Source organism: Pseudomonas sp. B21-041 (assembly GCF_024748675.1).
GTDB classification, from domain to species: Bacteria; Pseudomonadota; Gammaproteobacteria; order Pseudomonadales; family Pseudomonadaceae; genus Aquipseudomonas; species Aquipseudomonas neuropathica.
The window spans coordinates 2,110,262-2,130,362 of record NZ_CP087175.1 but is presented as its reverse complement, the minus strand read 5'-3'; the positions used below and the strand labels follow the sequence as shown (position 1 = coordinate 2,130,362).

20 protein-coding genes are annotated in these 20,101 nt (G+C 58.7%); 16 read left to right on the top strand and 4 right to left on the bottom strand.

All coding sequences use genetic code 11. From position 1 onward, the window contains the following. Nucleotides 1–76: 76 nt before the first annotated feature. The 3 genes from LOY43_RS09495 (at nt 77) to LOY43_RS09485 (ending at nt 3,480) form a co-directional block, all read left to right on the top strand. Complete coding sequence (locus LOY43_RS09495) at nt 77–877, top strand: glucose 1-dehydrogenase (protein WP_258709509.1); 801 nt, start codon at nt 77–79, stop codon at nt 875–877. Then, on the top strand, nt 870–2,696 hold the full coding sequence (locus LOY43_RS09490) for a glycoside hydrolase family 15 protein (RefSeq protein ID WP_099758489.1): 1,827 nt from the start codon (nt 870–872) through the stop codon (nt 2,694–2,696). Before LOY43_RS09495 ends, LOY43_RS09490 begins: the two co-directional genes overlap by 8 nt. Before the next feature lie 394 nt (nt 2,697–3,090). Beyond that, nucleotides 3,091–3,480 (top strand): hypothetical protein, encoded by a 390-nt coding sequence (locus LOY43_RS09485; RefSeq protein WP_095124858.1) that lies wholly within the window; start codon nt 3,091–3,093, stop codon nt 3,478–3,480. A 1-nt stretch (nt 3,481) separates the two neighbouring features. On the opposite strand, the gene LOY43_RS09480 is transcribed toward LOY43_RS09485, so the two are convergent. Continuing rightward, a complete protein-coding gene (locus tag LOY43_RS09480; RefSeq protein WP_095047704.1) occupies nt 3,482–4,465 on the bottom strand; it encodes a GlxA family transcriptional regulator in 984 nt (327 codons plus the stop codon). Between the two features lie 89 nt (nt 4,466–4,554). On the opposite strand from LOY43_RS09480, the gene inhA reads away from it, so the two are divergent. The 3 genes from inhA (at nt 4,555) to LOY43_RS09465 (ending at nt 7,930) form a co-directional block, all read left to right on the top strand. Continuing rightward, nucleotides 4,555–5,241: an isonitrile hydratase gene (gene inhA, locus LOY43_RS09475; RefSeq protein WP_258709508.1), complete on the top strand. Its 687-nt coding sequence runs from the start codon at nt 4,555–4,557 to the stop codon at nt 5,239–5,241. A 229-nt stretch (nt 5,242–5,470) separates the two neighbouring features. Beyond that, on the top strand, nt 5,471–6,262 hold the full coding sequence (locus LOY43_RS09470) for a CPBP family intramembrane glutamic endopeptidase (protein ID WP_258709507.1): 792 nt from the start codon (nt 5,471–5,473) through the stop codon (nt 6,260–6,262). Nucleotides 6,263–6,364: 102 nt separating this feature from the next. After that, complete coding sequence (locus LOY43_RS09465; RefSeq protein ID WP_095047707.1) at nt 6,365–7,930, top strand: PAS domain-containing methyl-accepting chemotaxis protein; 1,566 nt, start codon at nt 6,365–6,367, stop codon at nt 7,928–7,930. A gap of 659 nt (nt 7,931–8,589) precedes the next feature. Here LOY43_RS09465 and LOY43_RS09460 read toward each other — a convergent pair. Beyond that, on the bottom strand, nt 8,590–8,955 hold the full coding sequence (locus tag LOY43_RS09460) for a DUF6124 family protein (protein ID WP_099758482.1): 366 nt from the start codon (nt 8,953–8,955) through the stop codon (nt 8,590–8,592). 957 nt (nt 8,956–9,912) lie between these two features. Next, nucleotides 9,913–10,593 (bottom strand): alpha/beta family hydrolase, encoded by a 681-nt coding sequence (locus LOY43_RS09455; RefSeq protein ID WP_258709506.1) that lies wholly within the window; start codon nt 10,591–10,593, stop codon nt 9,913–9,915. Between the two features lie 95 nt (nt 10,594–10,688). Between LOY43_RS09455 and ccoN (LOY43_RS09450) the strand changes: the two genes are divergently transcribed. From ccoN (LOY43_RS09450) to LOY43_RS09405, 10 genes are all read left to right on the top strand, one after another. Next, a complete protein-coding gene (gene ccoN / locus LOY43_RS09450; protein WP_008082029.1) occupies nt 10,689–12,113 on the top strand; it encodes a cytochrome-c oxidase, cbb3-type subunit I in 1,425 nt (474 codons plus the stop codon). 10 nt (nt 12,114–12,123) lie between these two features. Then, nucleotides 12,124–12,732: a cytochrome-c oxidase, cbb3-type subunit II gene (gene ccoO, locus LOY43_RS09445; protein ID WP_003223389.1), complete on the top strand. Its 609-nt coding sequence runs from the start codon at nt 12,124–12,126 to the stop codon at nt 12,730–12,732. Between the two features lie 3 nt (nt 12,733–12,735). Next, complete coding sequence (locus LOY43_RS09440) at nt 12,736–12,933, top strand: cbb3-type cytochrome c oxidase subunit 3 (protein ID WP_095047711.1); 198 nt, start codon at nt 12,736–12,738, stop codon at nt 12,931–12,933. Further along, nucleotides 12,930–13,883, top strand: coding sequence for a cytochrome-c oxidase, cbb3-type subunit III (gene ccoP / locus LOY43_RS09435; RefSeq protein WP_095047712.1), 954 nt, complete (start codon nt 12,930–12,932; stop codon nt 13,881–13,883). The genes LOY43_RS09440 and ccoP (LOY43_RS09435) overlap by 4 nt, the downstream gene beginning before the upstream one ends. 482 nt (nt 13,884–14,365) lie before the next feature. Beyond that, nucleotides 14,366–15,808, top strand: coding sequence for a cytochrome-c oxidase, cbb3-type subunit I (gene ccoN / locus LOY43_RS09430; protein WP_093431876.1), 1,443 nt, complete (start codon nt 14,366–14,368; stop codon nt 15,806–15,808). After that, entirely contained in the window at nt 15,808–16,416 is a 609-nt protein-coding gene (ccoO, locus tag LOY43_RS09425; RefSeq protein ID WP_095047713.1) for a cytochrome-c oxidase, cbb3-type subunit II, read from the top strand. The genes ccoN (LOY43_RS09430) and ccoO (LOY43_RS09425) overlap by 1 nt, the downstream gene beginning before the upstream one ends. A 5-nt stretch (nt 16,417–16,421) precedes the next feature. Continuing rightward, a complete protein-coding gene (locus LOY43_RS09420) occupies nt 16,422–16,607 on the top strand; it encodes a CcoQ/FixQ family Cbb3-type cytochrome c oxidase assembly chaperone (protein WP_003175465.1) in 186 nt (61 codons plus the stop codon). Next, nucleotides 16,604–17,587: a cytochrome-c oxidase, cbb3-type subunit III gene (gene ccoP, locus LOY43_RS09415; RefSeq protein ID WP_093431872.1), complete on the top strand. Its 984-nt coding sequence runs from the start codon at nt 16,604–16,606 to the stop codon at nt 17,585–17,587. Before LOY43_RS09420 ends, ccoP (LOY43_RS09415) begins: the two co-directional genes overlap by 4 nt. Nucleotides 17,588–18,115: 528 nt before the next feature. Continuing rightward, the gene (locus LOY43_RS09410; RefSeq protein ID WP_095124867.1) at nt 18,116–18,370 is read left to right on the top strand and encodes a type II toxin-antitoxin system Phd/YefM family antitoxin; all 255 of its coding nucleotides are present in this window, start codon (nt 18,116–18,118) and stop codon (nt 18,368–18,370) included. After that, nucleotides 18,370–18,789, top strand: a complete 420-nt coding sequence (locus tag LOY43_RS09405) for a type II toxin-antitoxin system VapC family toxin (protein ID WP_095124870.1) — start codon at nt 18,370–18,372, stop codon at nt 18,787–18,789. The genes LOY43_RS09410 and LOY43_RS09405 overlap by 1 nt, the downstream gene beginning before the upstream one ends. A 38-nt stretch (nt 18,790–18,827) precedes the next feature. Here LOY43_RS09405 and LOY43_RS09400 read toward each other — a convergent pair whose 3' ends face one another. Next, nucleotides 18,828–19,832, bottom strand: coding sequence for a metallophosphoesterase (locus LOY43_RS09400; protein ID WP_095047716.1), 1,005 nt, complete (start codon nt 19,830–19,832; stop codon nt 18,828–18,830). Between the last annotated feature and the right edge of the window lie 269 nt (nt 19,833–20,101).

Genomic DNA, 20,101 nt, shown 5'->3' with positions numbered 1-20,101 from the left:
GCCCTTTCTGCCGAATGAACTCTCACTATTGGCAACCGGTCAGCTATGTAGGCCCTCACTCAAGGCGCGATTTTGCATGCATATTTCCCTCGCCCGACAAACAGCCCTGATCACCGGCGCCAGCTCCGGCATCGGCCACGCGTGCGCCAAAGCCCTGGCCGCTGCCGGCGCGGCAGTGGTCATCAACTACAACCGTCAGGCAGAACCTGCCGAAGCACTAGCCCGGCAAATCATTGCTGACGGTGGGCAGGCCATCGCCATTCGCGCTGATGTCTCCAAGGAAGACGAGGTTGAGCGTCTGTTCTCGGCGGCCATCGATGCCTTCGGTTCGCTGGATATTCTGCTGGCCAACTCGGGTATGCAAAAAGATGCCGCCGCTGTGGACATGACCCTCGACGACTGGAACGCGGTGATCGGCGTCAACCTCACCGGGCAGTTCCTCTGCGCCCGCGCTGCCCTGCGGATTTTCAATCGCCAGGGCGTTCGTGAAGGCGTGTCCCGCGCGGCCGGCAAGATCATCCACATGAGTTCGGTGCACCAGCGCATTCCCTGGGCCGGGCACGTCAATTACGCCGCGTCCAAGGGTGGTGTCGATCAGCTGATGCAGACCCTTGCACAGGAAGTCAGCCACCAACGCATTCGCATCAACGGCATCGCGCCGGGGGCGATTCGCACGGCGATCAATAAAGATGCCACCGAAGGCGCTGCCGGCGAAAAGCTGCTTGATCTGATTCCCTACGGGCGCATCGGCGACGCGGAAGACGTCGCTAACGCCGTGGTCTTTCTCGCCTCGGATGCCGCCGATTACATCGTTGGCACCACCCTGTTCATCGACGGCGGCATGAGCCTCTATCCGGAGTTTCGCGGCAATGGCTGAGCATCACCTGGAACGACAAAGCCCAATCGACGCCCACGGCATCATCGGCGACATGCGCAGCGCGGCACTGATCAACGACCGTGGCAGTGTGGATTTTTTCTGCTGGCCGGAGTTCGACAGTCCGTCGATTTTCTGTTCGTTGCTGGACACCCCGGACGCGGGGATTTTCCAGTTGGCACCGGACTTGCCCGACGCCCGCCGCGAACAGATTTACCTGCCCGACACTAACGTTCTGCAAACCCGCTGGCTGAGTGAACGCGCCGTGGTCGAAGTCACCGATCTGCTGCCAGTGGCGGACAACGCCGATGACCTGCCGCTGTTGATGCGTCGGGTGCGCGTGGTCAGCGGCGAAGCGACTTTCACCATGCGCTGCGCCGTGCGCCACGATTACGCCCGAGCCGACACCCGAGCTCAGATGGATCAACAAGACGTGACATTTAGCGCTTCCGGCCAACCGTCACTGCGCCTGGCTTCGGACCAGCCGATGCAGATCGACGCGCAAGCGGCGGTGGCACAATTCACGCTCAAGCAAAATGAAACGGCGGCGTTCATGCTCGGGGCGACCGATGATCCACGATTCGCCGAAGGCGCCGGACACTTGTGCATGGAACGCACATTGAAGTTCTGGCGCGACTGGATCGGTCAGTCGATTTACCGCGGGCGCTGGCGGGAAATGGTCAACCGCTCGGCCCTCGCGTTGAAGCTGCTGACCTCACGCAAACACGGCGCCATTCTCGCCGCCGCCACTTTCGGTCTACCGGAAACGCCGGGCGGCGAACGTAACTGGGACTACCGCTACACATGGATCCGCGATGCCTCGTTCACGGTGTACGCGTTCATGCGCCTGGGCTTTGTCGGCGAGGCCAACGCCTATATGGGCTGGCTGCGCGGACGGGTCAGCGACTGCTGCGGCAAGCCGATGAAGTTGAACATTCTGTACGCCATCGATGGTCGTCAGGAATTGCCGGAAACCGAGCTGTCGCACCTGTCCGGTCACGGCGGTGCGCAACCGGTGCGCATCGGCAACGGCGCTTACGATCAGATTCAACTGGATATCTTCGGCGAGCTGATGGATGCGGTGTATCTGGTCAACAAATACGGCGACGCAATTTCCCACGAGGGCTGGAAACATGTGCGCGAAGTGGTCGATCAAGTCTGTGAAACGTGGCAGACCGCCGATGTCGGCATTTGGGAAATGCGCGGTGAGCAGCATCACTTCCTGCACTCGCGGCTGATGTGCTGGGTAGCGCTGGACCGGGCGATTCGCCTGGCCTCGAAACGCTCGCTACCGGCACCGTTTGCGCAATGGGACTCGACCCGGCAGGCGATCTACGCCGACATCTGGGACAACTTCTGGAATGAGGAGCGCGGGCATTTCGTCCAGTACAAGGGCGGCACCGCGCTGGATGGCTCGATGTTGTTGATGCCGTTGGTGCGTTTCGTCAGCGCCAAGGATCCGCGCTGGCTGTCGACCCTTGCGGCCATCGAAAAGACCTTGGTGCGCGACGGCATGGTGTATCGCTATCGCAATGACGACAGCAATATCGATGGCCTGGCCGGCACTGAAGGCGCCTTTGCCGCGTGTTCGTTCTGGTATGTCGAATGCCTGGCTCGTGCGGGGCAGGTTGAAAAAGCCCATCTGGAGTTTGAGCAATTGCTGCGCTATGCCAATCCGCTGGGTCTCTACGCCGAAGAGTTCGACGCTCATGGCCGGCACTTGGGTAATACCCCGCAAGCCTTGACGCATCTGGCGTTGATCAGTGCGGCGAGTTTTCTCGATCGCAAGTTGAGTGGGGAAAAGAGTTACTGGCAGCCGTAATTGTCACCAAAGGCTGTAGGAAATAGTCCGCATCAACAGCCAATTGTAGGACTGACACCTACGCAAAAGCAGGCTCACTCCCACCCCCTATGGCGAGGGAGCTTGCTCCCGCCGGGTCGCGAAGCGGCCCTGAAACCTGCCTCCCCAATCCCACTGAAGCACCGGGTTGCCTGACTTTGCGCCTGCTGCACAGCCGAGCGGGAGCAAGCTCCCTCAGCACAGTTTTCAACTGCCGTAAGACTACAAATGGTCAACATCCCCTGAACTGTGTCTGCCCTGCAACTCGCAGTCACACCCGGAAATACCCTGTTGCCAGCTGTTACATCCACCCCTACCATCCACCGCAACGGGCACAGCGGAGCTGTCCAATAAAACCCGAATTCAAGGAACCAGAATGTCCCAGCACGTCCAGCGCACCATCGACACGCCGCTTCGCAGCGGCCTGACCCGCACCCAACTCTGGGAAGCCGCGGACAAAGGCCTGATCAAGTGCTGGGAAATCGGCCGCCAGCGCGCCACCCGCTTCCCCGACCTCGCGCAAAAATGTCTCGCCGGCGAACTGCCCGTGCTCGGCTGGAAAGGTGGCGTGAGCCGCAGCCTGAAGAAAAACGAGAAATTTGGCTCGCTGAAGTATCTGGCGCAGTGGCAAGGCTTGCGCGGTGAGGATCTGGATATTGATTTGAGTGCAGAACGTGCGCTGACGTGTTCGCGGACGAAGATGCGGGTGACGTTTACCCCGGATCGGACGAAGTATTTCAATCAGGTGGCGGAAGCTGAGGCTTGATTCAAGGCATCACTGGATCTGCTCCAGCCTTGACCGAAAACCGCTCCCGATAAGCCTGCGGAGTTACCCCCATGGCCCGCAGGAAGCTGCGCCGCAACGTCTCTTCACTGCCAAAACCGCAATTGGCGGCGATGCGTTTGACCGGCAAACCGGTGTCACTGAGCAAGCGCCGGGCGGTTTCGACGCGAATCAATTCGATCGCCCGCGCCGGGGTCTGGCCGGTGTCGGCGCGGTAGTGGCGGACGAAACTGCGTTCGCTCATCCCGGCTTGTTCTGCGAGGGTCGGGATGCCAAGGTCGCAGGTGAGGTTTTCGGCGATCCACGCGTGCAGTTCATCAAAGCGATTGCCCTGATTCTGCAAGGATAAGGTCACGCTGAACTGCGATTGCCCGCCCGGACGTTTCAGAAACACCACGAGGTGCCGGGCGACGTCCAGGGCGATGTCGCTGCCCAGATCCTCTTCAACCATGGCCAAGGCCAGATCGATGCCGGCCGTGACCCCCGCCGAGGTCCAGACCGGGCCGTCATTGATGAAAATCGGATTGGCCTCGACGTGCAAATTCGGATGTTGCTGTGCCAGTTGTTCGCAGCGAGTCCAGTGGGTAACCACGCGGCGGCCATCGAGCCAGCCGCTCGCCGCCAACAGAAATGCCCCCGTACACACGGAGGCCACGCGTCGACATTTGCCGGCGTGTTCGCGCACCCAATCCACCAACAGCACATCTTCGGCTGCCGGATAAATGCCCCAGCCACCGGCGATGATCAACGTGTCGCTGGGCAGTTGCGGCAACGGCTCGGCCAACACCGCCAACCCCGCCGACGACATCACCGCCCCGCCGCCGCTGGCAATCACGCTCGGCGCATACGGGATCGGCAAGCCGCGCTGACGGGCGATGTCGTTGGCCGAGGCGAACACCTGCAAGGGGCCGGTGACGTCGAGGATCTGCATGTTGGCAAACGCGAGTACGTGGATGGCTTTGGGCATTTGGCGTAATTCGTGGGGTGATTGGCGTATGCGCCAGAACCTACGCGCCTACAGTGAAGCCGTCCAGCCCTTTTCATGGAGTAAGAACGATGACGTTGCAGATCGGTTTTCTGTTGTTTCCGCAGGTTCAGCAACTCGACCTGACCGGGCCGTATGACGTGCTCGCCTCGCTGCCGGGCGTGCAGGTGCACTTGATCTGGAAGGATCTGATGCCGGTCACCGCCAGCACCGGACTGCTGCTGAAACCGACCACCACGTTTGAGGATTGCCCGGATCTGGATGTGATCTGTGTACCGGGTGGTGGTGGCGTCGGCGCGCTGATGGAAGATGAGCTGACACTGGCTTTCATCAAGCGTCAGGCTGCGCTGGCAAAGTACGTGACATCGGTGTGCACCGGTTCGCTGGTGCTCGGCGCGGCGGGTCTGCTGCAAGGCAAACGGGCGACCACGCATTGGGCGTATCACGATCTGCTGCCGACGCTGGGGGCGATCGCGGTGAAGGATCGGGTGGTGCGTGACGGCAATCTGTTTACCGGCGGCGGGATCACGGCGGGGATTGATTTCGCCTTGGTGCTGGCTGAAGAGTTGGTGGGTGCCGATGCGGCGCAACTGATCCAGTTGCAATTGGAATATGCCCCGGCACCGCCGTTCAACGCGGGCAGCCCGGAGACTGCGCCGAGTGAGATTGTCGATGAGGCACGTTTGCGTGCAGCGCCATCGCTGAAGCTGCGAACGGAAATCACCGAGCGTGCGGCGGCGAAACTTAACTTGCGTTGATTCCCAGGCAAACACAAAACCCTGTGGGAGCTGGCTTGCCAGCGATAGCGGTGGACCAGTCGATGAAGATGTCGGCTGAACAGGCCTCATCGCTGGCAAGCCAGCTCCCACAGGTAAAGGGGTTGACCATAGGTTTGTGTGCTGCCCCGGTTTCCCCCTTCACCTTCACTTGTCCCCACACCCCCACCCGTGTAGAAAGCCCTTCCACAAATTTGCACAGGGACTTTCGATGAAGGCTTTGCCATGGCTCTATCTGGCGCTTCTCAGCCTCGGTTACGGATGGGCGCTGAGTTACGGCCACCTCGGCTGGCTGGCGCTGATTTCCATCGGGCTGCTGGTGTTCGCCGGTTTTGCCGTTCGCCAACAACAGGTGCCGGTCGCACGTTTTCTCGGCCATGGTCTGTTTATCGTGCTGGCTTTGGCGCTGGCTCTACACTGGCTACCGGGCTTCGCCAACGGTCGCGCCATTGATCCGCAACGCTTCACCGACAACGCCGTGCCGTTCGCGATGTACCTGAACCTCGACAAACCGCTGGTTGGCTTCTGGTTGCTGCTGGTGTGCCCGTGGATTGTCGGGCGACGTTCGTTGCGCCTGAGCGTCTACGCCACCGCCCTCGCCCTGACGCTGAGCGCGGTTCTTGCCCTTGGCGGCGCGCTGTTGCTGGGCGTGATCGCCTGGGCACCGAAGTGGCCTGATCAAGCGTGGCTGTGGGTGCTGAACAATCTGCTGCTGGTGACCTTGGTCGAGGAAGCGCTGTTTCGCGGCTATATACAGGGCGGCCTCAGTCAGCGTTTCAAAAATCTTCCTTACGGAGAAAATCTCGCCCTGCTGCTGGCCTCGCTGCTGTTTGGTCTGGTGCATGTCGGCGCAGGCTGGACCTGGGTGTTGCTGGCGGGTCTGGCGGGTGTCGGCTATGGTCTGGCCTACCGTTTTGGCGGGCTCGGCGCGGCGATCGCCACGCATTTCGGCCTGAACCTGCTGCATTTCGGCCTGTTCACCTATCCGATGCTCGCCGGCTGAAGCAAGCGCCATTTTGCGACGCCGTGCTGATTATTGAAAAAAAATTTCAATAAAAAGCTGTCACCGCCGACAACCTTTCAAAGCCTTGCGGATTGAAAAACCATGCGTAACAACCAGCCCATTACACAACGCGAACGGACTTTCCCGGCTCAGCAGCGGTTGATTTCCACAACCGACGCCAAGGGCGTGATCACCTACTGCAACGACGCTTTCGTCGAGATCAGCGGGTTTTCGCGTGAAGAACTGATCCGTGCGCCGCACAACCTGGTCCGTCACCCCGACGTACCGGCGGCGGTGTTTTCGCACATGTGGGGCACATTGAAACAAGGCTTGCCATGGATGGGCATTGTCAAGAATCGCTGCAAATCCGGCGACCACTACTGGGTGAACGCCTACGTGACTCCGGTGTTCGATGGCAGTCAGGTGATCGGCTACGAGTCAGTGCGTGTCAAACCCACTGCCGAACAGATCCGCCGTGCCGAAGCGCTCTACCAACGCATCAACCAAGGCAAGTCGGCGATCCCTTCCACTGATAAATGGCTGCCGGTGTTGCAAGACTGGCTGCCGTTCATTCTCGTCAGCCAGTTGAGTTTCATGATCGGCGCGACCCTGAACTCGCAGTGGGGCTTCGCCCTCGCCGCCGGTCTGTCGGTGCCGCTGGGCCTGATGGGCCTGCAATGGCAGCAACGCGGGCTCAAACGCCTGCTGCGCCTGGCCGAGCAGACCACCTCCGACCCGCTGATCGCGCAGATGTACACCGACAGCCGTGGCGCCCAGGCGCGTCTGGAAATGTCGATCCTCAGCCAGGAAGCACGCCTGAAAACCTGCCTGACCCGTCTGCAGGACACCGCCGAACACTTGACCGATCAGGCCAAGCAATCCGACGTCCTGGCGCACAACAGCTCCACCGGCCTGGAACGCCAGCGTGTGGAAACCGAACAAGTCGCCACCGCCGTCAACCAGATGGCCGCGACCACCCAGGAAGTGGCGAGCCATGTCCAGCGCACCGCTGACGCCACTCAGGAAGCCAATCGCCTGACCGGTCGCGGCCGTGACATCGCCGGCGAAACCCGCGAAGCCATCCAGCGTCTGTCGGTAGTTGTCGGTGAAACCGGTTTGACCGTGACCCAACTGGCCAAGGACAGCGACGAAATCGGCGGCGTGGTGGATGTGATCAAAGGCATCGCTGACCAGACCAACCTGCTCGCTCTGAACGCTGCGATTGAAGCAGCGCGTGCCGGTGAGATGGGCCGTGGCTTTGCCGTGGTGGCTGACGAAGTGCGTCAACTGGCGCAACGCACCAGCGAATCGACCGGGCAGATTCATGCCCTGATCGCCAAGTTGCAGCAGACGGCTTCGAGTGCCGTGCAAACCATGGAAGCCGGGCATCGCCAGGCTGAAGAAGGTGTGGCGCGGGTGCTGGAAGCGGATCAGGCGTTGGTCGGCATCAGCGAAGCGGTGGCCAACATCACCGACATGACCACGCAGATTGCGGCCGCGACCGAAGAGCAAAGTGCGGTGGCTGAAGAGATCAGCCGCAACATCAGCAATATTTCGGAGCTGGCGGATCAGACCTCCGAGCAAGCGCATAACTCGGCGTTGCTGAGTGAAGAGCTGACGAAGACGGCGAATACGCAGTATTCGTTGGTGGAGCGGTTTAACCGCTGATTGAACTGGCGATAACAAAAAACCCGGATAGCGAGAGCTTCCGGGTTTTTTGTTGCCTGTCTGAAATAGACGTTGTTTGGCAGGCCGCTTTCGCGAGCAGGCTCGCGAAAGCGGCCTTCTCTGCCAACGACGATCTCACTCAAGCAATGCAGAAACTGCCTACAGCTTCGCCAGAGTGCACCGACTGGTGCTCGTTGATGCCAGGTTCTATCGTTTGCCGGTTGCTACTCAATCACGCAGACCGGCAAGCATGAATAAAATCTCCGTCCGAAAACCCGCAAAACAGAAAACTTGTGATGAACTGACACTCCTTGATGTTCGGCAAGCCGCGCGTGATGGCCAGAAATTGTTCGATAAATTTTTGATCACTGGCAGGCTACACACTGCAAAGTAAATTAAAAGATCGCAGCCTTCGGCAGCTATTACACCGATCACGGTAGGAGCTGCCGAAGGCTGCGATCTTTTGATCGTGGAAGCCCGGAAAGCGAAAGCATTCGGGCTTTTTTATTACCTGTCTGAAATTGATGTCGCTTGTCATACCGTCATCGCGAGCAGGCTCACTCCTACATTGGATCTGCGGTGGTCATAGATTATGTGCCCGACAACAATCCCCTGTGGGAGCGAGCCTGCTCGCGATGAGGCCATAACAGCCAGCGAAATTACTGAGGCAACTTCAGCTTATCCAGCAGTCGATTGACCAACAGCTCGTTGAGCATGATCACCTGTTGCAGCGCCAGCAACGGTTTGCGCTCCGGGCCGCCGATTGAGTTGGCGATATTACCGGCCATGGCATGGGCGTATGAAAGCGACTCGCTAGCCTCGACCAGCAGGGTTTCGTCGTCCAGCGTGGGGTCGACGAGATAGACGGGGCGAAATTTTGGCGAGCTTGGTGGAGCCCCCAGGGCTTCGGGGCGGAGGTAGTAGTCGAGGGCGCGGTCGGTTGCTTCTTTGATCTTTTGTGGGCTGAGCGCTGGGTCGTGGGGGATTGGATCAGTGGGTGGTGGGTTTGGTGTGATTTTGAACATAGATAAAGCTCCAATTTGAAAAAACGGGAGCCATCACCCTCGCTACCAAACGGCGGGTGGCGGCCATGCGCGGGTTGGTAGACCGGTCAAATTGGGTAACCCGGCGCTCACAGAGGAGCCCCACGCATGCCCACCATACAAAGCCATATCTCAAAAAGGAGACAGCATCGACAGTGTCGCAACAACGACAATTTAAGGCGGGCTACCAAACCCGATCACTGTTTTTCAGTGACAAGGAAACGATATAGCCCGGCCTGTAGTCGTGTAAGCCGGCGGATTCTGGCGTACGCGTAGGTAACGGCGCAAGGTGTTGTAGGCCTGATGGCGTAACGGTTCATGTACTTTAAACGCGCTCACAAAATCATGTTTACGCACAGGAAATGCTGGGCAGTGCGCGCTTCCAGTTTTTTATCGTGTCAGCAGAATCGCCCCTCACCCTAACCCTCTCCCAGAGGGAGAGGGAACTGACCTGAGGGGCAAATCCACCACAAAACCAAAGCCGAACACCCGCGCTCCTCACCACTCAACAGGATGAGCGTTAGCTCGGCTGCAGCTCTTGATCTTGATCCACGAGCGACGTCGGAAGGCTGAGCGGAGGGATTGATCCGGGGGTGGGAGCGCAGCGACCGTTTGGCGCAGCCAAACACAGCGGGAGTAGGTGCAGCGAAGCAAACCGGAGACGCTGCGCCCGGATCGATCCCGGAGCGAAGGGACCCCGAGCCCCAGCGAGCGGGCCGGACGTAGGAGCAAGCGTTTTTGGTTACTTTTTAGGCGTTTGTAAAAAGTGACCCGCCGTAAGGGCGGAACCCTAAGTGGCCGTTACCGCAGCAACGGATATGTACCCAAAAAATATGTCGCAACTGAAATCGATCCCCCTCACCCCAGCCCTCTCCCCCATGGGGGCGAGGGGGAAAGGGAGCAGATCTTCATGCAGTTCAAAATCTCAGCCCAGCTCGGTCAGTGGCTGAGAAACTCGGCTATTTTCTGCGCAGCGCTGGCCAAATGCTGTTCATGGGTAAACCCGGAAACCTTTAATGGCTTGAGGTCATGATCGCCGGCAGCTAACCACGCCACCTCAATACTCGGTGACAAGGTGTAAGCCTCAACCGCCTCACGATTGCCCAACGCATCCCGCTCGCCCTGCACAATCAACGTCCGAGTCTGCAAACCAGCCAAATGCTCAACCCGAGGCTTCTCCGGTTTACCCACCGCATAAAACGGATAACCCAGACACACCAACGCATCAGCGCCCAATTCGTCAGCCAAAAGACTAGCCATCCGCCCGCCCATGGACTTACCGCCGATCCCCAGCGGCCCAGCGACATGACGTCGCATTTCGGCAAACACTTCGCGCCAGCATTCCAGCAGTTTCGGCGCCGGGTTCGGCGGACGCTTGCCACCGTCGATACGCCGCTGCGCCATATAAGGAAACTCAAACCGCAACACATTCACCCCAAGCCCGGCAAGGCGCCCAGCCATATTGTTCATCCAATCGCTATCCATCGGCGCCCCCGCCCCATGCGCGAGGATCAACGTCACAAACGCCTTACCCTCAGCGGCATCCCAAAGCCATCCATGATCACGCACACACTGCGCCCATTGATCCCCGTCAATACTGGCCTTGTGCTGTTTGTCCATGCTTGCCTCGCTTTTAGTCTGCCTATAACTCCAGACGAAGGATTCGCCGCGTGTCTTGCGCGCGCTCACTTCGGCTGAACCGTGGATGGGGAACCATGAACACTTCTATCAGTACCGCCTACAACTACAAGGTGGTCCGCCAATTCGCCATTATGACGGTGGTGTGGGGCATCGTCGGCATGGGCCTCGGGGTTTTTCTCGCGGCTCAATTGGTCTGGCCCGAACTCAACTTCAATTTACCCTGGACCAGTTTCGGCCGTCTGCGCCCGCTGCACACCAACGCGGTGATCTTCGCGTTCGGCGGCTGTGCGCTGTTCGCCAGTTCGTTTTACTCGGTGCAACGCACCTGCCAAACCCAGTTGTTTGCACCAAAAATCGCCGCGTTCTGCTTCTGGGGCTGGCAGTTGGTGATCCTGCTGGCGGCGATCAGCCTGCCACTGGGTTACACCAGCTCCAAGGAATATGCCGAACTGGAATGGCCGATCGACATCCTGATCACCATCGTCTGGGTCGCCTACGCCATCGTGTTCTTCGGCACGATCATGCAGCGCAAGACCAAGCACATCTACGTGGGCAACTGGTTCTTCGGCGCGTTCATAATCACCGTGGCGATTCTGCACATCGTCAACAACCTTGAATTGCCGGTGAGTTTCACCAAGTCGTACTCGGTGTACGCCGGTGCAACCGACGCGATGGTGCAATGGTGGTACGGCCACAACGCCGTAGGCTTTTTCCTCACCGCCGGTTTCCTCGGGATGATGTACTACTTCGTGCCGAAACAGGCCGAGCGTCCGGTGTATTCGTATCGCCTGTCGATCGTGCACTTCTGGGCATTGATCACCCTGTACATCTGGGCCGGCCCGCACCACTTGCACTACACCGCGCTGCCAGACTGGGCACAGTCGCTGGGCATGGTGATGTCGCTGATTCTGCTGGCACCGAGCTGGGGCGGCATGATCAACGGCATGATGACCCTCTCAGGCGCCTGGCATAAATTGCGCAGCGACCCGATCCTGCGTTTCCTTGTGGTCTCGCTGGCGTTCTACGGCATGTCGACCTTCGAAGGTCCGATGATGGCGATCAAGACCGTCAACGCCCTCTCCCACTACACCGACTGGACCATCGGCCACGTACATGCCGGCGCCCTCGGCTGGGTGGCGATGATCTCGATCGGCGCGCTGTACCACATGATCCCGAAAATCTTCGGCAAGGCGCAGATGCACAGCGTCGGTTTGATCAACGCGCACTTCTGGCTCGCGACCATCGGCACCGTGCTCTACATCGCGTCGATGTGGGTCAACGGCATCGCCCAAGGCCTGATGTGGCGCGCGGTAAACGAGGACGGCACGCTGACCTACTCCTTCGTCGAAACCCTGGTGGCCAGCCACCCAGGCTTCGTCGTGCGGCTGATTGGTGGCGCGATCTTCCTCAGCGGCATGTTCCTGATGGCTTACAACACCTGGCGCACCGTGCGGGCCTCGCAGCCTGCTGACGTCGTTGCTGCCGCGCAGATGGCCTGAGGAGTCCGCCATGAAACACGAAACGATTGAAAAGAACGTCGGCCTGTTGATGTTGCTCATGGTCTTTGCCGTGAGCATCGGCGGCCTGACCCAGATCGTCCCGCTGTTCTTCCAGGACGTCACCAACAAACCGGTGGAAGGCATGAAGCCCTACACCGCGCTGCAACTGGAAGGCCGCGACATCTACATCCGCGAAGGCTGCGTCGGTTGCCACTCGCAGATGATCCGCCCGTTCCGCGCCGAAACCGAGCGCTACGGGCACTACTCGGTTGCGGGCGAAAGCGTGTGGGATCACCCGTTCCTGTGGGGTTCGAAACGTACCGGTCCGGACCTCGCCCGGGTCGGCGCGCGTTACTCGGATGACTGGCACCGCGCGCACTTGTACAACCCGCGCAACGTCGTACCGGAATCGAAAATGCCGGCCTATCCGTGGCTGGTCACGCAAGCGGTCGACAGCAGCCACACCGAAACCAAGCTCAAGACCATGCGCACCCTCGGCGTGCCGTACACCGACGACGACATCAGCGGTGCGGTGGCCAGCCTCAAGGGCAAGACCGAAATGGACGCCCTCGTCTCCTACCTGCAAGTGCTCGGCACTGCGATCAAGAGCAAGAGGTGAGCCATGGTCATTGAAATGAGCACAGGGCTGATCCGTGGTTTAGGCACCGTTGTCGTGTTTATAGCTTTCGTCGGTTTGACTTTGTGGGTATTCAACCGCAAGCGCACCCCGGAGTTTGCCGAAGCACGTCTGCTGCCGTTCGCCGACGAGCCGCAACCCGACACAACCCCAGTAAATGAGACAAGGAGTACTCGGCCATGACCACCTTCTGGAGTACGTGGATCTGCGTACTGACCATCGGCAGCCTGATCGGCCTGACGTGGCTGCTGATCGGCACGCGCCGGGGCGAGACCAAGGGCAGCGTAGACCAGACCATGGGCCATAGCTTCGACGGCATCGAGGAGTACGACAACCCGCTGCCGCAGTGGTGGTTCATGCTGTTCGCCGGCACGCTGGTGTTTTCCGTGGGCTATCTGATCCTCTATCCGGGCCTGGGCAACTGGAAAGGCATCCTGCCGGGTTACGAGGATGGCTGGACCGGCGTGCACGAGTGGGAAAAGGAAATGAACAAGGCCGACGCCAAATTCGGGCCGATCTTCGCCAAGTTCGCCGCCATGCCGCTGGAAGAAGTGGCGAAGGATCCGCAGGCGCTGAAGATGGGTGGCCGCCTGTTCGCCTCCAACTGCTCGGTGTGCCACGGCTCAGACGCCAAAGGCGCGTTCGGTTTCCCTAACCTCGCCGACAGCGACTGGCGCTGGGGTGGCGACGCCGACACCATCAAGACCACCATCATGGGTGGCCGGATGGCGGCAATGCCGGCCTGGGGCGAAGTGTTGGGCGAAGCCGGGGTGAAAAACGTCGCGGCGTACGTCCGTCACGAACTGGCCGGTCTGCCATTGCCAGCCGATAACAAGGCTGACCTGCAGGCCGGACAGCAGGCGTTCAGCACTACTTGCGTGGCCTGTCATGGGGCAACCGGCCAAGGTACTGAAGCCATGGGGGCGCCGAATCTGACGCACCCGGCCGGGTTTATCTATGGCACCAGCCTGACCCAACTCGAGCAGACCATTCGCCATGGTCGCCAGGGTCACATGCCAGCGCAGAACGAACTGTTGGGCAACGATAAAGTGCAATTACTTGCCGCTTATGTGTACAGCCTGTCACATGGATTGAATACAGAAAAACTGATTACTGAAGACAACAAGAAGTAATCATTGCGTACACCTCTGCCGCACCATTCTCGGTGCGGCAGCATCCAGCCCCTTTGCGACGCATTGTCGCACCCCTTCACACCCTCTCCTTTCGGTTCCTCTGATTCGGGTCTACGCTTGCTCGATGCGGACTGGCTTGTGCCGGTTCCAGGTCAATGCTGACTGCTGTGTTCCGCGAACCGGCTGACTGATGTGGCCGCAAACGCCGGTAGATACCGGCTGTCGTGCCATTTACCGTCCGTCACCCGAACTGAGCGTTTGAACACACCCCGTTACAAGCGACCTGAACCCCTCGCTTTTTTCGTCCGCTGCGACATTTTGTCCGAGGCCAATTTTGTCCTTACGCGGCGCATGGAAAGGCCGCAGAATCAGCGTTGGAAAGCATTGACCCAGGTCATGGCGCGTTGCAATGACCCCCTGCTCTCTGCATACTTGCGGCCGATTTTAATCCTAATAAAACACCCAAACCGTGGAACCTTAGAATGAGCACAGCAATCAGTCCGACTGCTTATAACTATAAGGTAGTCCGCCAGTTCGCCATCATGACGGTGGTCTGGGGGATCCTTGGCATGGGGCTCGGTGTCTTCATCGCCTCGCAACTGGTTTGGCCGGAGTTGAACTTCGGTCTGCCGTGGACGAGCTTTGGACGCCTGCGCCCGTTGCACACAAACCTGGTGATTTTCGCCTTCGGTGGTTGTGCACTGTTTGCCACTTCCTACTATGTCGTGCAGCGAACCTGCCAGACGCGACTGATTTCCGATAGCCTCGCGGCCTTCACCTTCTGGGGCTGGCAAGCGGTGATCGTCGGCGCGATCATTACCTTGCCGCTGGGTTACACCACCACCAAGGAATACGCGGAACTGGAATGGCCACTGGCTATTCTGCTGGCGATTGTCTGGGTCACCTACGGTCTGGTGTTCTTCGGCACCATCACCAAGCGCAAAACCAAGCACATTTATGTGGGTAACTGGTTCTACGGCGCGTTCATCGTCGTCACGGCGATGCTGCACATCGTCAACCACGCCTCCCTGCCGGTGAGCTTCTTCAAGTCCTACTCCGCCTACTCCGGCGCGACCGATGCGATGATCCAGTGGTGGTACGGCCACAACGCGGTGGGCTTCTTCCTGACCACCGGTTTCCTCGGGATGATGTACTACTTCGTGCCGAAACAGGCCGAGCGTCCGATCTACTCCTATCGCCTGTCGATCGTGCACTTCTGGGCGCTGATCACCCTGTACATCTGGGCCGGTCCGCACCACCTGCACTACACCGCACTGCCGGATTGGGCACAATCGCTGGGCATGGCGATGTCGATCATCCTTCTGGCGCCAAGCTGGGGCGGCATGATCAACGGCATGATGACCCTGTCGGGCGCCTGGCATAAGCTGCGCACCGACCCGATCCTGCGCTTCCTCGTGGTCTCGTTGGCGTTCTACGGCATGTCGACCTTCGAAGGGCCGATGATGGCGATCAAGACCGTCAACTCGCTCTCGCACTACACCGACTGGACCATTGGCCACGTACACGCTGGCGCTCTCGGCTGGGTAGCGATGATCTCGATCGGCGCGATCTACCACATGATCCCGCGCCTGTTCGGCCGTGCGCAGATGCACAGTGTCGGCCTGATCAACGCGCACTTCTGGCTCGCGACCATCGGCACCGTGCTCTACATCGCTTCGATGTGGGTCAACGGCATCACGCAGGGCCTGATGTGGCGTGCAATTAACGACGACGGCACCCTCACCTACTCGTTCGTTGAAGCGCTGCAAGCCAGCCACCCGGGTTATATCGTTCGTGCCTTGGGCGGTGCTTTCTTCGCCAGCGGCATGTTCCTGATGGCTTACAACGTCTGGCGCACCGTGCGCGCCTCGAACCCGGCTGAAGCCGAAGCCGCTGCCCAGATCGCTGTCGTTGGAGCTCACTGATGAAGCATGAAGCTGTCGAGAAGAATATTGGCCTGCTGGCCTTCTTCATGGTCATCGCCGTCAGCGTTGGCGGCCTGACCCAAATCGTTCCGCTGTTTTTCCAGGACGTCACCAACAAGCCGGTCGAAGGCATGAAGCCGCGTTCGGCGCTGGAACTGGAAGGCCGCGACGTTTACATCGCCAACGGCTGTGTCGGCTGCCACTCGCAGATGATCCGTCCGTTCCGTGCCGAAACCGAACGCTATGGGCACTACTCGGTCGCCGGTGAAAGCGTCTGGGATCACCCGTTCCTGTGGGGTTCCAAACGTACCGGGCCAGATCTGGCCCGTGTTGGCGGTCGTTACTCCGATGACTGGCAGCGTGCGCACTTGTACAACCCGCGCAACGTCGTGCCTGAGTCGAAAATGCCGGCTTACCCGTTCCTCGTAGAAAACAAGCTCGACGGCAAAGACACTGCCAAGAAAATGGAAGTGTTGCGCACGCTCGGCGTTCCTTACACCGACGAAGACATCGCCGGGGCCAAGGATGCCGTGAAGGGCAAAACCGAAATGGACGCGCTGGTGGCCTATCTGCAAGGCCTGGGCACCATCATCAAAAGCAAACGGTGATCTAGATGGATATCGGGATGATTCGTGGCCTGGGCACCGTTGTCGTGATGGTGGCCTTCATCGGTCTGGCGTTGTGGGTGTTCAGCCCCAAGCGCAAGTCGGAGTTTGAAGACGCGACCTTGTTGCCTTTTGCGGATGATCCCGAAGCCATCAAGCACGTCGAGCAAGCTTCTAGGAGTAACAAAGAATGACTACATTCTGGAGTCTGTACGTCACAGTCCTCAGTCTCGGTACGATCTTTTCCCTGACCTGGCTGCTGCTGTCGACCCGCAAGGGCCAGCGCAGCGAACAGACGGACGAGACGGTCGGGCACTCCTTCGACGGGATCGAGGAGTACGACAACCCACTGCCGAAATGGTGGTTCATGCTGTTTGTCGGCACCATCATTTTTGCCTTGGGTTACCTGGTGCTGTACCCGGGCCTGGGCAACTGGAAAGGCCTGCTGCCGGGCTACAACTACCTCGATAACGACAAGCAGACCGCGTTCGCCAATGGCCAGACCGGCTGGACCGGCGTGCACGAGTGGGAAAAGGAAATGGCCCGCTCGGACGCCAAGTTCGGTCCGATCTTCGCCAAGTTCGCTGCCATGCCAATCGAAGAAGTGGCCAAGGATCCGCAAGCACTGAAGATGGGTGGCCGTTTGTTCGCCTCCAACTGCTCGGTGTGCCACGGTTCCGACGCCAAGGGTGCCTACGGTTTCCCTAACCTGACCGACGCCGACTGGCGCTGGGGCGGCGAGCCGGAAACCATCAAGACCACCATCATGGGCGGTCGTCACGCGGTGATGCCGGCCTGGGCTGAAGTGATTGGTGAGCAAGGCGTTGCCGACGTGGCAGCGTTTGTCGTGACCAACCTGGATGGCCGCAAGCTGCCGGAAGGCACCAAGGCTGACCCGGCCAACGGCGGCAAACTGTTTGCCGCCAACTGCGTGGCCTGCCACGGTCCGGCCGGCAAAGGCACCCCCGCCATGGGCGCGCCTGACCTGACCCACCCGGGTGCGTTCATCTACGGTTCGAGCTTCGCGCAACTGCAGCAGACCATCCGTTACGGCCGTCAGGGCCAGATGCCTGCGCAGGAACAACTGCAAGGCAACGACAAGGTGCACCTGCTGGCGGCATATGTTTACAGCCTGTCCCACGGTGAAAAAGCACCGGAAGCGAACGCCGAGTAAGGCCAGCGCTTGAAGTACAAAAGGCCCCGCCAATGTTGATTGGCGGGGCCTTTTTTCATGCTGGAATTCATGCCTTGAAACGTTTGCTCAATAGACCTGAGGAAAGCTGCCCTGTAGGTTTTTCTCACCCCGATGAGCAGCATCGGGTCAACCTTCAAGGATGAAGCCTACATGTCAAAAAATGACCAAAACACATTGCCAAAACGTTTGCAGCCCCGCCCTGTTCATCACGCAACGCCGCTAAAAACGCCTGCTGCGCCGGCACGCTCAACATCGCCAGACACCATGGACCCTCCAGGTAACGGTGGCGGTCTGGACGGTCTCGGCGGCGGCCGATTGCTCTGAAAAAGCAGCAGAACACAGCGAAAATTCGCCCGATATCCTGCGCCCCTGCCCGTTGGCAGGGGCGCTCTGGCTGGTGCCGTTATGACAGTGATAAACCGATCGTCCGCAACCCACCTTTCCGATTGCCGGAAAAACCTCAACGTAGTAACGTTTCTACACCAGAATCACCGGAGGCCGAACTTGATGGCCATCACGACTATTTCCAGCCGCGAATTCAACCAGGACACCAGTGCAGCCAAAAAAGCCGCGCATCGGGGTCCGGTCATCATTACCGATCGTGGCAAGCCTGCCCATGTACTGCTGAGCATCGAGGAGTACCAGAAACTGACCGGTAGCCAGACCAGCATCGTCGACCTGCTGGTCATGCCGAATGCGCCTGACATCGAATTCGAATCCGAGCGCTCCGTCATCACCCCTCGCAGCGTGGACCTGTCCTGATGTTTCTACTGGATACCAATGTCGTTTCCGAGCTGCGAAAACCCCAAGCCGACCGGCAAGTGGTGACATGGGCAAACAGCGTCGCCCCGGCCAGCCTGTATTTATCGGCCATCACTGTGCTGGAGCTGGAAACCGGCATTCTGCGTATCGAACGCCGCGACCCGCCACAAGGAGGGATGCTGCGCAACTGGCTCGAGCGTCATGTCAAACCCGCATTCTCGGGAAGAATCCTCTCGGTCGATAGCGCCGTCGCTAGCCGATGCGCACAGCTGCACGTGCCTGATCGCAGCAATGAATGCGACGCTTTGATCGCCGCCACCGCGCTTGTTCATGGGCTGACGCTGGTCACCCGTAATGTTGCCGACTTCCAACTCAGCGGCGTTCATCTGATCAATCCATGGAACGCTGCCAATCACTGATCGTACAAAGCCCCGCCTAATCACTGGCGGGGCTTTTTTTATGGGCGCTTGGCAAAGATTGAATGCACCGGCGTCGTATCGATCAGCGTTCGATTGCGCCACTGATTGTTCTTCACCAGATAGACCTGCAACTGCTTGCGGTCCTCGGTGAAACTGGCAATCAGATAGGTTTGCTGAGACGTACTGCCGCTCAGGTAGATGGGTACGCTACCCTCCCAATAAGCATCACCTCCATCCTTATGCAAATGGCCGGCAAAGATCGCCGTCACTTGATATTTGTTGACCATATCGGTGAAGCGTTTCTGTTGCGCCTGGGTCCCCTGGTGGCGCAACGGTTTATGCATATTGATGATGATGGCGTACCCCGAGGCTCGCGCCAGTCTGAGGTCCGTCTCGAGCCAGTCGAGCGCATCGTTGATTTCAAATGTCGTCGGGTTCAATGGATGAGCAATCCGGGTGGTATACGTCGGTTCGTTATTGAGTTGAACCATATGAACTTCGCCGATGTTTTTTGAATAGGCGAGACTGCCAGAGTACTTTTTACTGAGAAACCCACTGGTGATTTTCAGATCAAAGCTGTCGACTTTACCCTCATGGTGTTCTTTGAATTCGACGATACTTCCCGCTGCACAGCTATTACTAAAACAATCATCAACATTGTTTTCATAATCGTGATTACCCAAGCCATACAAATACTCACCTTTGAAGTGCTTGGTCAGTAAATCCTTCATGAACGAACGCTGCCAGCCATGACCAAAAGCGGTTATATCGCCATTGATCATCAAAGGCACCTGGGCTTGAGAGCCGTGCTGATTTCTGAACTCGGCAATACTCCCAAGCTGAGTATCAACCAGCCATTTCGAACGAACATCGAATTCGGCGTCGGATTCCGGCTCCCGGTCATCAGTCTTGTCGGTCCAGGGATATTGAGTATCCGAGGCAAAAACCATGTGTTTCGGTGTTCCGCTTATAGCCTGCGCCGATACAACCGTCGCCCACAAACAAACACCCAGCACAACGCTTGCAAACTTGTTAAAAGCCATACATTAAATTCCGTTTAAATTAATCAATCAGACGCAAACTTTTCGCGCAAACAGAACTTATTCGAAAAAACAGAAAACTTCAAAGCACTCATAAAGAACAATCAATTGGATTTATTTCAGAGGCACTAACCGCACAACTTGAATAACCTGCAGAGCACTGAAAACAAACATGACAAGTTCCATTCAACCTGACGTGGCCCACGCAAAACCACATTCAAAGTTTTCTTTCAGGACAGACACGCGTCGAGTTGTGCAAAGGAAACCCTGAA